Below are 12,300 nucleotides of genomic sequence, written 5' to 3'. Positions count from 1 at the left end.
AGGGGTTTTTCAGCAACGTGGCGGACATTTCTGTCCGCCGGAAGGTTTACGCCAGCAGGACGCGGTCGATCGTCGTGCAGCCTAACGCCTTGAGCGTTGCGGCGGTGGCATCCCACTGAATCAGCGGCGCATCGGCCTTTTCGGCCAGAACGGCACGCTGAATGTCCGGATAATCGTAGCCGTTCAGGCTCAGCAGGTTGAGTGCGCCCTGCAGCGGCGGCAGCGTTGGGTTAAACGCGGCGTTTTCCGCATAGCTGCCGGTGAAGATACGGCCATCGCGGCACTGCAGTGCCACGCCGCTCGGGGAGTTGCTGTACGGGGTGTGGCTCTTGTTCGCCGCGCGTATGGCCGCCTGGTTCAGGTCATCGCCGGACAGGGCGAAACCGTGATCCTGCTCGTCCATCAGCAGCGTTTTAATCTCAAGATCTTTCGGGCCGAAGGCGTCAGGCAGGTAATCGCCCAGCGTGTGCGGCGCGCGGCCCGGCAGGTTAATGCGCAGCTGCAGCCCGCTGTTCAGCTCGTTCATAAACTGGCGGCAGTGGCCGCACGGGGTATAGTTTACGGTGATGGCGCTCAGGGCTTTCTCACCGCGCAGCCAGGCGTGGCTGATGGCGCTCTGCTCGGCGTGAACGGTCTGCTGCATGGTTGCGCCGAGGAACTCCATGTTCCCGCCGAAGTACCAGGTTCCGCTGACGCCGCGCGCGATGGCGCCGACGTTGAAGTGGGAAAGATCGGCCCGGGCGCAGGCGGCAGCCAGGGGCAGCAGTGCGAAAGCCAGCGCGTCTTCATCCAGCCCGGTTGCCTGTTTAAGCACCGTGACCTGCTCCGCCGTCAGCAGGGCGGGGAAATGTGCATCTGCCAGAATGGGAGCCAGGGCTGACTGCAAATTCTCTGCAAGCTGAGCGAAGGCAGCTTGAAAACGTGGGTGCATGGCGTTTGCCTCATAAAGGTTAATGGATCGGTAGTTTACGGAGCCGCAAGGCCTTTATATGTGATCCACATCTCATTATGTATGCAACTTATGAAATCAAAATGAAATTTGCGCGACGCATCGCAAATTTTAGCCCATCACCGCCAGAATCAGCGGGAAAATGAACGGGGCGAGCAGGGAGGTGATAATCCCGCAGATCACCAGCGCAAGCGAGCTAAACGCCCCTTCCTGATAGTCCAGCTCCGCGCAGCGGGCGGTACCCAGCGCGTGCGAGGCGGTGCCCATCGACAGCCCGCGCGCTGCTTTGGTGTGAATACGCATCCCGTTCAGCAGAGTGTGGCCAAACACCGCGCCGAGAATACCGACGAAAATCACGCACATCGCGCTGATGGCTGGAATACCGCCGAGGCTGCCGCCTACCGCCATCGCGATAGGCGTGGTCACTGATTTAGGCAGGATAGAGGCGGCAATTTGCGGGGAGGCCCCCATCAACAGCGCCACCGACGTGCCGGTGATCATCGCCACCAGGCTTCCCACAAAACAGATAGTAATGATGGACTTCCACCGTGCGCGGATCTGGTGCAGCTGCTCGTATAAAGGAAAGGCAAGCGCGACAACGGCGGGCTGCAGGAGGTCGTTTAAAATTTTGCTGCCTGCAAAGTAACGCTCATAAGGAATGCCGGTGAGCAGCAGGAAGGGAATAATCACCACCATCGCCACCAGCAGGGGGTTCAGCAAGGGCATTTTAAATCGTGCGGCAAGCTTGCGCGCGGCGAAGAATACCAGCAGGGTTAACGGCAGTGACCACCAGATATTAGCCATCATTTTTTTGTTTTCTCCCCGACCACGTTACGTTCTCCATGTACCAGATGAGAACTCCAGCTCACCACCAGGAAAACCACCAGCGTACTGACCGCGCAGGAAACGACAATCGGGCCGAACTGCGCCTTGAGCAAATCAAAATACTGCATGACGCCCACACCGATAGGCACGAACAGCAGCGCCATGTAGCGGATAAGAATGAAGCAGCCTGGATTGACCCACTTTGCAGGCAGAATTTGCAGCGCCAGTAAAACGAAGAGGATCAGCATACCGATAATGCTGCCGGGAATGGTGATGGGCAGCAGCGACGCGATGAAAATGCCGGCATACAGGCAGGCGTAAATCAGGACGAATGCGCGCAGATATTGCCAGATAATGTTCAATGATTTGCTCATGGTGATAGTCCTTGCTGAAACGCATTCATCATACAATTAAACCTAAAAATGTGCCACGGATCACATCATGAATTTTGAGCATACCAGACATTCCGGAATGGAACGTCCGGTATTACCTTACTGGTGCAGGCTACAGTTTAGAGGAAAGGGATTGCGCTGGCGAAGTCACGCGCCAGAGAAGGCATCAGCGTCAGGCGGTCAGTCTATCGAGAAAAGAAAACAGCACCTGGTTCATTTCGCGATAATCATGCGAGCGGAGTTTTTCCGCCGTTTCGACAAAACGGAATTCACCCGCACGGCGGAGGTCATTCTGCGAATGCTCAATCAGCAACTCTACCACCTCCGGCGTCAGCTCCATATGGCACTGGAAACCGTAAACCCGTTCGCTGTATTGCACGATCTGGCGGGGACAACCCTCGCTGTAAGCCAGAACCTTAGCCTGCGGCGTCAACCCAGGCATATCGTTATGCCAGTGACCGACGTTCAGCACGCTGCCAAAGTCCTCAAACAGCGGGTTCGCCTTGCCTGCATCTGTGAGCCTGACGGGAAATTTGCCGATCTCTTTTTCCGGGCTGTGGCAAAACGCTGCGCCCAGCGCTTCGCCGATAAGCTGTGAGCCCAGACAAACGCCTAACACCGTTTTACCTGCCTCTATCGCGCGGCTGATGAGTGCCTTTTCCGCCTGCGCATCAAACCAGGGGCATTCCTCAAGCGTGGTGGCGGGGGATTGCGGGCCTCCCATGATGATAAGCAGGTCTGTGCCCCCCAGTTCCTCAGGTAAAGGTTCGCCCTGATACACTCTGGTGTAGCTCAGACTGCAGCCGCGACTTTTCCCCCAGATTTCATAGGCGCCTGGCGCCTCGAAATGTTCATGAATAATAAAATGGATGTGCATTGCGTCTCTCTCTGGTTACGTGTACAAGCAGCATCATAAGAGGAAGGGGGGAATGTGAAATGCCAACCGTTATCGATAAAACGCCAATTCACGACGATGCTATCGGATGGTCAAGAGGGGCAATTCGCTATACGCGCGGCGAAGTCGATCCGCCTCACCAGCATTCGCAGGGACAACTTTTGTTTGCCATTAAGGGGGTTATGCTGGTTGAAACCGGCAGCAAACGCTGGGTCATACCGCCGCAGCGCGCGCTTTGGATCCCTCCCTTTCAGGAGCATACCTACAGCGTGTTATCCGCAACGGAGCTTCGCGCGGTCTGGTTTAGCCCGGCACTGATTTCGCAATGCGAACCTTTTAAGCGGAAAGACGAGGTTCACGTGATTATGGCCACAGCGTTGTTCAAAGAGCTGATTGCCGGGCTGTTCAGCGCGGAATACCGGCCGGCAAGCCAGCGCAGCATGGCCGTTTTGCTGCTCGACATCCTCAGCGAGACGCAGCAGATTTCTGCCGAACTGCCGATGCCCGTGGATGAGCGCTTACATCGCGTGGCCTGTGACATCATTGCCAACAATCTCTGGGATCTCTCTCTGGAAAGGCTGGCGGAACGGGCCGCGATGTCTGAACGCACATTTTCACGTGCGTTTATCAACGATACCGGCTTTAGCTTCCGGGCCTGGCGACAGCGCGCAAGGATTTGTGCCTCGCTGGATCTCCTCGCCAACGGATACCCGGTTAAGCAGGTGGCCTGGATGCTGGGGTTTTCCGGCCCGGCGGCATTTGCGGCGGCGTTTCGCGCTATTGTTGGGGCAACGCCGGGTGATTTTCTGCCTGAACAGAAGCGCTTCCCAGCGATATAGAGAGCGGCTACTATAGCGCGTCTTTTTTCACAGGTACTGCTATGCGTGTTTTACTGGCCCCAATGGAAGGCGTGCTCGACTCCCTCGTGCGCGAGCTTCTGACCGAGGTGAACGATTACGATCTCTGCGTGACGGAGTTCCTGCGCGTGGTCGATATGTTGCTGCCAGAAAAGTCATTCTATCGTCTCTGCCCTGAACTGCATCGCCAGAGCCGGACCCCTTCCGGCACGCTGGTACGTATTCAGCTGCTCGGCCAGTATCCTGAATGGCTGGCGGAAAATGCCGCCCGCGCGGTAGCGCTTGGCTCTTACGGGGTGGATCTCAACTGCGGCTGTCCGTCGAAGCTGGTGAACGGCAGCGGCGGCGGAGCGACGTTGCTGAAAGATCCTGAGCTGATTTACCGCGGCGCGAAAGCCATGCGTGAGGCCGTGCCCTCGCATTTGCCGGTGACGGTTAAGGTGCGCCTGGGGTGGGACAGCGGCGCCCGACAGTTTGAAATTGCCGATGCGGTGCAGCAGGCCGGGGCCACCGAGCTGGTGGTGCATGGCCGCACTAAAGAAGACGGCTACAAAGCCGAGCGCATTAACTGGCAGGCGATTGGTGAAATCCGCAAACGACTTACTATTCCGGTGATCGCCAACGGCGAAATCTGGGATTACGAGAGCGCGCAGGCGTGCCTGAAAGCCACCGGCTGCGATGCGGTGATGATTGGCCGCGGCGCGCTGAACGTGCCGAACCTCAGCCGGGTGGTGAAATATAACGAGCCGCGGATGCCGTGGGCAGACGTCGTCACGCTGCTGCAAAAATATAGCCGTCTGGAAAAGCAGGGCGACACCGGTTTGTATCACGTCGCGCGAATTAAACAGTGGCTGAGTTATTTACGCAAAGAGTACAGCGAAGCGCTGGGATTATTTCAGGAGATCCGCACGCTGCAAACGTCGGCTGATATTGCGCGAGTTATACAGTCAAAATAAACGGCAATTATATTTAAAAATAAATAATTCACTTGGTGAATATTTTGCCGAGTATGTAAGTGTATGACAATTTGCGGATTGCCACGCGTTACTAAAAAATAGCGCGTCATCAAGCGTAAGTTGCGCCTTTATTTTTTTGAGTGCATGGCGTAATGAAACGTTTTCTTATTTTATCTCTGAGTGCTCCCCTTGTTTTTATGCTGGCTGCCTGCGCACCGGAACATTCCACGGTGTCGCCAATTCAAACGCAAACGACAGTCGCGTCCGTTAATACCCAACTTCGTCATGCGGACTGGCCGAAAAATGAATGGTGGAAAGAATATAACGACCCGCAGTTAAATTCGCTTATTGCCAAAGCCATAGCGGATGCGCCCGATATGCAAATTGCCCGGCAGCGCATTACGCTTGCCGAAGCGCAGGCCAGAGCCGCTATCGCAGCCGATGGCCCACAAATGGATTTCTCAGCGGATGTTGAACGGCAAAAAATGTCGGCAGAGGGGCTGATGGGGCCGTTTGCCCTTACCGACCCGGCGGCGGGCACCACCGGCCCATGGTATACCAACGGCACCTTTGGCCTGACGGCGGGCTGGGATCTCGATCTGTGGGGAAAAAACCGCGCCCGGATTGCAGCGCGTATCGGTAAAGTGAATGCGCAAAAAGCGGAGCTGGAGCAGACCCGCCAGCTGCTTTCAACCAGCGTTGCGCGCCTTTACTGGGCGTGGCAGACCCAGGCCGAAGCAGGGGAAGTTCTTACCCGGATTAAACAGGAGCAGGAAAATATTATCGACGCCGATCGCGAACTGTATCAGCATGGTATTACCTCCTCGGTGGAGGGCGTCGAAACCGATATACACGCCAGTAAGACTAATGAACAGCTGGCCGACGTAAAGGGGAAAATGAAGGCCATTGAAGCGCGTCTGGATGCGCTGACCGGCACCCCGGCGACACACCTTACGCGCCACCCGTTGCCTGCAGCAGAAGCCTCGCTACCGTCAACGCTCGGCTATGAACTGCTGGCACGCCGTCCGGATCTGCAGGAGGCGCATTGGTATATCGAAGCCTCCATGAGCGAGGTGGAAGCCGCCAGAGCGGCGTTCTATCCTGACGTGAACCTGATGGCGTTCTTACAGCAGGATGCCCTGCACCTGAGCGATCTGTTCCGCTCTTCAGCCCAGCAGATGGGCGTGACTGCCGGACTGACGCTGCCGATCTTCGACAGCGGCAGGCTGAACGCTAATCTGGATATCGCCCAGGCGCAGAATAACCTCTCGGTCGCGAACTACAACAAAGCGGTGGTGGAGGCGGTCAATCAGGTGGCGCGTACGGCAAGTGAAGTTGAAACCCTGACGGCAAAAAATCGTCACCAGCAGCAGATCGAAAAAGACGCGGCGCGCGTGGTGGCGCTGGCGCAGGCGCGTTTTAGCGCAGGTATTATTGCCGGTTCGCGGGTCAGCGAAGCCAGAATCCCGGCACTGAAAGAGCATCTCGAAGGCGTCATGTTGAAAGGCCAGTATCTCGACGCCACGCTGCAGCTGACGTCAGCGCTGGGCGGCGGCTATCATCATGGCTAAACAGGGCCATTATCTATACTTACCTCTTTGCAGTTTTTCAGGAGGTGAGTATGAACAGAGTAGCGATTGTAACCGCATCGGATTCCGGGATCGGTAAAACCACGGCGCTGATGCTGGCAGAGCGCGGGTTTGATATTGGCGTCACCTGGCATTCTGATGAAAAAGGGGCGCTGGAAACTTGCCGTGAAGTTGAAGCGCGTGGGCAGCGTGCAGAGGCTATCCATCTTGATTTAAGCACGCTCCCGGACGGCGCTGAAGCCATTGAAACGCTGATTGCACGTTTCGGCCGGCTGGACGTGCTGGTTAACAATGCCGGAGCGATGACCAAAGCGCCATTTCTTGAGATGGCGTTTGACGACTGGCGGAACATTTTTACCGTCGACGTGGACGGCGCGTTTCTCTGCTCGCAGATTGCGGCACGGCAGATGGTGAAGCAGGGGAAAGGGGGGCGGATTGTGAACATCACCTCGGTGCATGAGCACACGCCGCTGCCTGATGCCAGCGCTTACACGGCTGCGAAACATGCGCTCGGTGGCTTAACCAAATCGATGGCGATGGAGCTGGTGAAGCACAAGATTCTGGTGAACGCCGTCGCGCCGGGGGCCATTGCCACGCCGATGAACGATATGGACGACAGCGAAGTGAAGGAAGGGTCAATGCCGGAAATCCCGCTGGCAAGGCCGGGCCACACCAAAGAAATCGCCAGCCTGGTGGCGTGGCTGTGTGACAGCGACGCCAGCTATACCACAGGGCAATCGTTTATCGTCGACGGGGGCTTTATGCTGGCGAACCCGCAGTTTAAGCCGGAAGGGTAACAGGTTTCCCCTCTCCCCAAAGGGGTGAGGGGCACCAGGCTGACTCACTCCTCATCCCGCTTCTTCTCTCTGTGCCGCATCCACAGCCTGACCCCAATCACCGCCACAACCACCAGAATCAACCACGCCCAGTGCTTCAGGTGTTGGTCAAGGTTATGCAGCCACGGGCCAATCACCTCGCCACCCACGTAACCAAGCGTGGTGAAGATCAGCGCCCAGGCTATCGCGCCAACAATATTCAGCGGCAGGAAAATTTTTGGCGGCAGGCGGCTGGCACCAATCAGTATCGGTCCGATAATCCTGAAGCCGTACATAAAGCGGGTGCCTATGACGAACAGATAAGGGTGACGCTGGATCAGGCGCTGCGCGCGGTTGATTTTCTTTTTGTGTTTAACGAAACGCTTGAGCAGCGTCGGGCCAAAGCGTAGCCCCAGGAAGTAGAGCAGCTGATCGCCAATCATGCCGCCCAGCGCGACCGCAGCGACGACCAGCGGAAACTTCAGTAAGCCCTGATGCGCGGCGACGCCGCCCAGCAGCGTGATGGTTTCACCTTCCGCCACGCTGCCGATGACCAGCGCGGCATATCCATATTGTTCAATGAGTGCATTAATATCCATTACGTAACGGTTATCTCCCTCTGCGTACCTCGTTTAATCATATACCTCATGAATCAACCGCGCGGCAATCAACGGAAATTTCCCACTGTACATAAAATAATCTAAAGCCTGCATTATACTTAAGGTATCGCTGACGGGCCGACAACAAGGGGGCGCTATGAACCATGTCTGGGGACTTTTCTCCCATCCCGATCGTGAAATGCATGTCATCAAAAGTGAGAACGAAACGGTCTCGCATCATTACACCCACCATGTGCTGCTGATGGCCGCGGTGCCGGTAATATGCGCGTTTATTGGCACAACACAAATCGGCTGGAACTTCGGTGACGGTACCGTGGTTCAGCTCTCCTGGTTTACCGGGCTTTATCTGGCCATTCTCTTTTATGGCCTGATGCTGGCAGGGGTGGCGGTCATGGGGCGCGTCATTCACTGGATGGCGCGTAACTACCCACAGCGCCCATCGCTGGCACACTGTATGGTCTTTGCCGGATACGTCGCGACCCCGCTGTTCTTAAGCGGTATTGTTGCGCTCTATCCACTGGTCTGGCTGTGCGCGCTGATCGGTACTGTTGCGCTCTTTTACACCGGTTATCTGCTTTATCTGGGCGTTCCAACCTTCCTGAATATCAATAAAGAAGAGGGCCTGAGCTTCTCCGGTTCCACGCTTGCCATCGGGGTGCTGGTACTGGAGGTGTTACTGGCACTGACGGTTATTCTCTGGGGTTATGGATACCGTCTCTTCTAAGCTCACTGCATTGCTGGCGTAAATGCCAGCAATGCAGCATCTGTTCACGATTATCCGCTGGCGACAAAGCACGGTGACCGCTATGATGCCGAAGCCAGCCTGTGTTTATCCGTCGACACAGGCGGTGTACGTCATTACGTGCGTGAATAATTATCAGAAGTCTCACCATGCTGAAATTTCGTGTCTCCTTACTTAGCCTGGCGCTGCTGCTGGGCGCGTCCGCTGCCGTGCCAGCTGTCGCCAAAACGCCCGCTGTGACCACCGCTGCTGCTCAGCCGCAAATTGCGTCCGGCAGCGCGATGATTGTTGATCTCAATACCAATAAGGTGATTTACGCCAGCCACCCGGACCTGGTGCGCCCGATCGCCTCAATAACCAAATTAATGACCGCGATGGTGGTGCTTGATGCTCGCCTGCCGCTGGACGAAAAGCTGAAAGTGGATATCAGCCACACGCCGGAGATGAAAGGGATCTACTCTCGCGTGCGCCTGAACAGTGAAATCAGCCGTAAAAATATGCTGCTGCTGGCGCTGATGTCGTCCGAAAACCGTGCGGCGGCAAGTCTGGCGCACCACTATCCTGGCGGTTACGATGCCTTTATCCGCGCGATGAACGCCAAAGCCAAAGCGCTGGGGATGAGCAATACTCATTTTGTTGAACCGACGGGTCTGTCGATTAACAACGTCTCCACGGCCCGCGATCTGACGAAACTGCTGATTGCCAGCAAGCAGTACCCGCTGCTCGGCCAGCTCAGCACCACGCGTGAGGACATGGCGACATTCTCGAATCCGTCTTACACGCTGCCGTTTCGCAACACGAACCATCTGGTGTACCGCGAGAACTGGAATATTCAGTTAACCAAAACCGGGTTTACCAATGCGGCAGGCCACTGCCTGGTGATGCGCACCGTGTTTAACGGTAAGCCGGTGGCGCTGGTGGTGATGGATGCCTTCGGGAAATATACCCACTTCGCGGATGCGAGCCGCCTGCGGACCTGGATTGAGACCGGGAAAGTGCAGCCCGTTCCGGCTGCGGCATTGACCTATAAAAAGCAGAAAGCGGAGCAGATGGCGACGGCGCAAAACGATTAATTCCCCTCTGCGCGTTGATGCCCTCACCCCGACCCTCTCCCACGGGAGAGGGAGAAAACACTAAAAACGGTAACCCAGGTTACCGTTTTACGTTTATTCCGGCAGCGTCCAGTCACCGTCATTGAGCGGGCGCTGCATTATCACCGTATCCCGCCAGTCGCCTTTCTTATACCCCACGCTGCGAAGCTGACCGACAATCTCAAAGCCGTGTTTTTTATGCAGCCGTAACGAGCCGGAATTATTATTGCCATCTCCCACAACGGCAATCATCTGCCGCCACGGGCCCTGCTCGCAGCGCGCGATCAGCGCGTTCATTAATGCGGTGCCAAAACCGCGTCCGGTGATGCTGGCATCCACGTAAATCGACTCTTCCAGAGTATAGCGATAGGCCTGACGCGGTCGGTAAGGGGTGGCGTAACAATAGCCCACCACGATGCCGCGATAGAGCGCGATTAGCCACGGTAAACCGTTCTCGGCCACGCTTTTCATGCGCTGACGCATTTCGTCGATGGTGGGGGGGACTTCTTCGAATGACGCGCGTCCGTGAAGCACATGCCAGGCATAGATGGCGGCGATGGCATGCACATCATCGGGAAGGGCGTCGCGCACTTTCAGTTCGGTTTCGGATAAAACATCAACAGCCGACATGATGCGCCTGCTCCTCGTTATAGAATGCCGGAGAAACATTTCTCCGGCGACAGACCGCTACTCTATTACGATTAAGGCGCGCGAAACAATCTCTCAAATTTGGCTGTAAGGTTTAATCAGACGCTTGCGTTATGCGCTGCTCCGCGTCTGCACTCTCTTTCCAGTATTTCTTCCGCGTTGTTTTCCCGATCCCGGGGTTCATGCTGTTTGTAGGGTCATTCTCGCGATAAAACTGCTTAAGGGCGTCAGGGGCTTTATAAAGATGCCCGACGTTGTGTTCCGCAGGATATTGTGCGCCACGCTCGCGCAGCAGGGCGAGCATCTGCTCCTTCAGTTCGTGAGCATCTACCCCTTTTTTGACGATGTAGTCCTGATGGAAGACGTAGCACATAAAGTGGCCGTAATAGAGCTTATGCACCAGCTTGCTGTCGATTTCCGGCGGCAGATGCTCAAACCATTCGGTGTCGTTGCGTCGCAGGGCGATATCCAGCGCCAGAATATCTTCCACCTCTTCGGAATGCACCGCCTGGTAACGGATAGCGGCACCCGCCGCGGCGAAGCGGTGCAGGAAGGCTTTGCTGCCTTCTTCCGGCGTGCAGGCAAAGAAATCACCCTCAGCCGTCCTGAAGAACTCGGTCAGCCAGCTCTGCGCTTCGGCGATCCCGTCCCCGGCCATTTTCAGCAGCAGGTGATGTTCGTACTTATCACGCCAGGTTTTCATTCGCTCTGGCAGATGCGCAGGGAAAACGTTGCCCAGCTTCTGCATAAAGCGGTCGGTAAAGTGGGGCTTGAACAGCGGCACTTTCTCCAGCATCGCGTCGGTGCGTCCCTTCATTGTGAAGAAGAACGGCATTTTGTCGGTGCCAAGCTTATCGATCATCAGGAAAGTGTCTTTCCCGTAGCGCTCCGCGATGTCGTAAATATCCCGATGCATGTACTCGCCCGCCACCGGCAGGTGGGTGAATTCGCCCAGAATATGGCGACGAATTTCGGTCAGGACCTCAGGCTGATTGGTGCCGATGTAAAATACCTGCTGCTTTTTCTCTGCCGGGAAGGTGTCGAGACGCACCGCAAAAACCGCCAGCTTGCCCGCGCAGCCGGACGATTCAAACAGGCGATCCGGATCGGCGTTGTAGCGCGCCGGGGTATCGGCCTCGATATCGCGCACGCGGGTGATGTAATCATGGTCGTGCGCGTGGCGACCATCGTGCTGCACGTCTTCGTCCCTCACGCGGTCGTCGTCGAGCTTGCTGAGGATCTGTTCCGGCGTCACGCCCAGATCGATGCCCAGGTGGTTCACCAGCGTCAGCTTGCCGTTTTCATCAATGCGGGCAAAAAGTGACATTTCGGTGTAGGCCGGGCCGCGCTGGACCAGCGAACCGCCGGAGTTATTGCAGATCCCACCGACCACCGAGGCGCCAATGCAGGAGGAGCCGATCACCGAGTGCGGCTCGCGGCCCAGCGGCTTAAGCGCTTTTTCCAGCGAGTAGAGCGTGGTGCCCGGGAACGCGAGCACCTGCTCGCCTTTGTCCAGCAGGTGCAGCTTGTCGAGGCGCAGGGTGCTGATAATCACGATATCGCGATCGTAATCGTTGCCGTTCGGCGTGGAACCTTCGGTCAGGCCGGTGTTGGCCGCCTGCATTAAAATAATCTTGTCCGCCGCAACGCAGGCGCTCAGCACGCGCCACAGCTCCAGCAGCGTGCCGGGGAAGACCACCGCCAGCGCGTTACCCTGGCCGGAGCGGAAACCCTTACGGTAGCGGGCGGTTTTGGCCGGGTCGGTAAGCAGGTGAGAGGAGCCAACCAGGCGCGACAGTTCGTTAATAAATGTTTTGTTATCGTCAGTTCGAACAGAAGTCATCTTCCACTCCTTGTGGTGGGGCAAATTTCTCGCTGTAAAGCATAGCGCGATTAACTGTTCAGCGGTCGAGTATTCACG

13 protein-coding genes are annotated in these 12,300 nt (G+C 56.5%); 6 read left to right on the top strand and 7 right to left on the bottom strand.

What is annotated here, in order from left to right; all coding sequences use genetic code 11:
* Window positions 1–46: 46 nt before the first annotated feature.
* The 4 genes from cdd to OKF39_RS16045 form a co-directional block, all read right to left on the bottom strand.
* Window positions 47–931 carry a cytidine deaminase gene (cdd, locus tag OKF39_RS16060; protein ID WP_100169962.1) on the bottom strand — a complete coding sequence of 295 codons (885 nt, stop codon included), beginning with the start codon at window positions 929–931 and terminating at the stop codon, window positions 47–49.
* Between the two features lie 129 nt (window positions 932–1,060).
* Window positions 1,061–1,756, bottom strand: a complete 696-nt coding sequence (locus tag OKF39_RS16055; RefSeq protein ID WP_041909023.1) for a CidB/LrgB family autolysis modulator — start codon at window positions 1,754–1,756, stop codon at window positions 1,061–1,063.
* Window positions 1,753–2,148, bottom strand: coding sequence for a CidA/LrgA family protein (locus OKF39_RS16050; RefSeq protein ID WP_047363090.1), 396 nt, complete (start codon window positions 2,146–2,148; stop codon window positions 1,753–1,755). The genes OKF39_RS16055 and OKF39_RS16050 overlap by 4 nt, the downstream gene beginning before the upstream one ends.
* A 190-nt stretch (window positions 2,149–2,338) precedes the next feature.
* Window positions 2,339–3,043, bottom strand: a complete 705-nt coding sequence (locus OKF39_RS16045) for a type 1 glutamine amidotransferase (RefSeq protein ID WP_479983143.1) — start codon at window positions 3,041–3,043, stop codon at window positions 2,339–2,341.
* Window positions 3,044–3,102: 59 nt separating this feature from the next.
* Here OKF39_RS16045 and OKF39_RS16040 point away from each other — a divergent pair, with 59 nt between their 5' ends.
* From OKF39_RS16040 to OKF39_RS16025, 4 genes are all read left to right on the top strand, one after another.
* The gene (locus tag OKF39_RS16040; protein ID WP_045259735.1) at window positions 3,103–3,900 is read left to right on the top strand and encodes an AraC family transcriptional regulator; all 798 of its coding nucleotides are present in this window, start codon (window positions 3,103–3,105) and stop codon (window positions 3,898–3,900) included.
* Window positions 3,901–3,941: 41 nt separating this feature from the next.
* On the top strand, window positions 3,942–4,874 hold the full coding sequence (gene dusC, locus OKF39_RS16035; protein ID WP_047367958.1) for a tRNA dihydrouridine(16) synthase DusC: 933 nt from the start codon (window positions 3,942–3,944) through the stop codon (window positions 4,872–4,874).
* A gap of 152 nt (window positions 4,875–5,026) precedes the next feature.
* Window positions 5,027–6,445, top strand: coding sequence for a multidrug resistance outer membrane protein MdtQ (gene mdtQ / locus OKF39_RS16030; protein WP_193066392.1), 1,419 nt, complete (start codon window positions 5,027–5,029; stop codon window positions 6,443–6,445).
* A gap of 50 nt (window positions 6,446–6,495) precedes the next feature.
* Complete coding sequence (locus OKF39_RS16025) at window positions 6,496–7,260, top strand: SDR family oxidoreductase (protein WP_192986591.1); 765 nt, start codon at window positions 6,496–6,498, stop codon at window positions 7,258–7,260.
* A gap of 44 nt (window positions 7,261–7,304) precedes the next feature.
* Here the strand turns inward: OKF39_RS16025 and OKF39_RS16020 are convergent, their stop codons facing one another.
* Complete coding sequence (locus OKF39_RS16020) at window positions 7,305–7,877, bottom strand: DedA family protein (RefSeq protein WP_028013848.1); 573 nt, start codon at window positions 7,875–7,877, stop codon at window positions 7,305–7,307.
* A gap of 157 nt (window positions 7,878–8,034) precedes the next feature.
* Between OKF39_RS16020 and OKF39_RS16015 the strand changes: the two genes are divergently transcribed.
* The gene (locus OKF39_RS16015) at window positions 8,035–8,622 is read left to right on the top strand and encodes a Yip1 family protein (RefSeq protein ID WP_028013847.1); all 588 of its coding nucleotides are present in this window, start codon (window positions 8,035–8,037) and stop codon (window positions 8,620–8,622) included.
* 167 nt (window positions 8,623–8,789) lie between these two features.
* A complete protein-coding gene (gene pbpG / locus OKF39_RS16010; protein WP_028013846.1) occupies window positions 8,790–9,713 on the top strand; it encodes a D-alanyl-D-alanine endopeptidase in 924 nt (307 codons plus the stop codon).
* 93 nt (window positions 9,714–9,806) lie between these two features.
* Here the strand turns inward: pbpG and OKF39_RS16005 are convergent, their stop codons facing one another.
* Together OKF39_RS16005 and dld are read right to left on the bottom strand one after the other, a co-directional pair.
* Window positions 9,807–10,361: an N-acetyltransferase family protein gene (locus tag OKF39_RS16005; protein ID WP_479983142.1), complete on the bottom strand. Its 555-nt coding sequence runs from the start codon at window positions 10,359–10,361 to the stop codon at window positions 9,807–9,809.
* Window positions 10,362–10,473: 112 nt separating this feature from the next.
* Complete coding sequence (dld, locus tag OKF39_RS16000; protein ID WP_136343554.1) at window positions 10,474–12,222, bottom strand: D-lactate dehydrogenase; 1,749 nt, start codon at window positions 12,220–12,222, stop codon at window positions 10,474–10,476.
* Window positions 12,223–12,300 lie beyond the last annotated feature (78 nt).

This window comes from Enterobacter cloacae complex sp. HYC042_NIDB, assembly GCF_056673315.1.
Note: the sequence above shows the minus strand (reverse complement) of the source record. Positions and strands in the feature narration are given on the sequence as shown.

Bases quoted from the DNA above. Each gene is read 5' to 3' on its own strand.
- OKF39_RS16045 (WP_479983143.1), bottom strand. From the start codon at position 3,043: ATGCACATCCATTTTATTATTCATGAACATTTCGAGGCGCCAGGCGCC.
- mdtQ (WP_193066392.1), top strand. From the start codon at position 5,027: ATGAAACGTTTTCTTATTTTATCTCTGAGTGCTCCCCTTGTTTTTATG.
- OKF39_RS16025 (WP_192986591.1), top strand. From the start codon at position 6,496: ATGAACAGAGTAGCGATTGTAACCGCATCGGATTCCGGGATCGGTAAA.
- dusC (WP_047367958.1), top strand. From the start codon at position 3,942: ATGCGTGTTTTACTGGCCCCAATGGAAGGCGTGCTCGACTCCCTCGTG.
- OKF39_RS16020 (WP_028013848.1), bottom strand. From the start codon at position 7,877: ATGGATATTAATGCACTCATTGAACAATATGGATATGCCGCGCTGGTC.
- dld (WP_136343554.1), bottom strand. From the start codon at position 12,222: ATGACTTCTGTTCGAACTGACGATAACAAAACATTTATTAACGAACTG.
- OKF39_RS16015 (WP_028013847.1), top strand. From the start codon at position 8,035: ATGAACCATGTCTGGGGACTTTTCTCCCATCCCGATCGTGAAATGCAT.
- pbpG (WP_028013846.1), top strand. From the start codon at position 8,790: ATGCTGAAATTTCGTGTCTCCTTACTTAGCCTGGCGCTGCTGCTGGGC.
- OKF39_RS16040 (WP_045259735.1), top strand. From the start codon at position 3,103: ATGCCAACCGTTATCGATAAAACGCCAATTCACGACGATGCTATCGGA.
- OKF39_RS16005 (WP_479983142.1), bottom strand. From the start codon at position 10,361: ATGTCGGCTGTTGATGTTTTATCCGAAACCGAACTGAAAGTGCGCGAC.
- OKF39_RS16055 (WP_041909023.1), bottom strand. From the start codon at position 1,756: ATGATGGCTAATATCTGGTGGTCACTGCCGTTAACCCTGCTGGTATTC.
- OKF39_RS16050 (WP_047363090.1), bottom strand. From the start codon at position 2,148: ATGAGCAAATCATTGAACATTATCTGGCAATATCTGCGCGCATTCGTC.
- cdd (WP_100169962.1), bottom strand. From the start codon at position 931: ATGCACCCACGTTTTCAAGCTGCCTTCGCTCAGCTTGCAGAGAATTTG.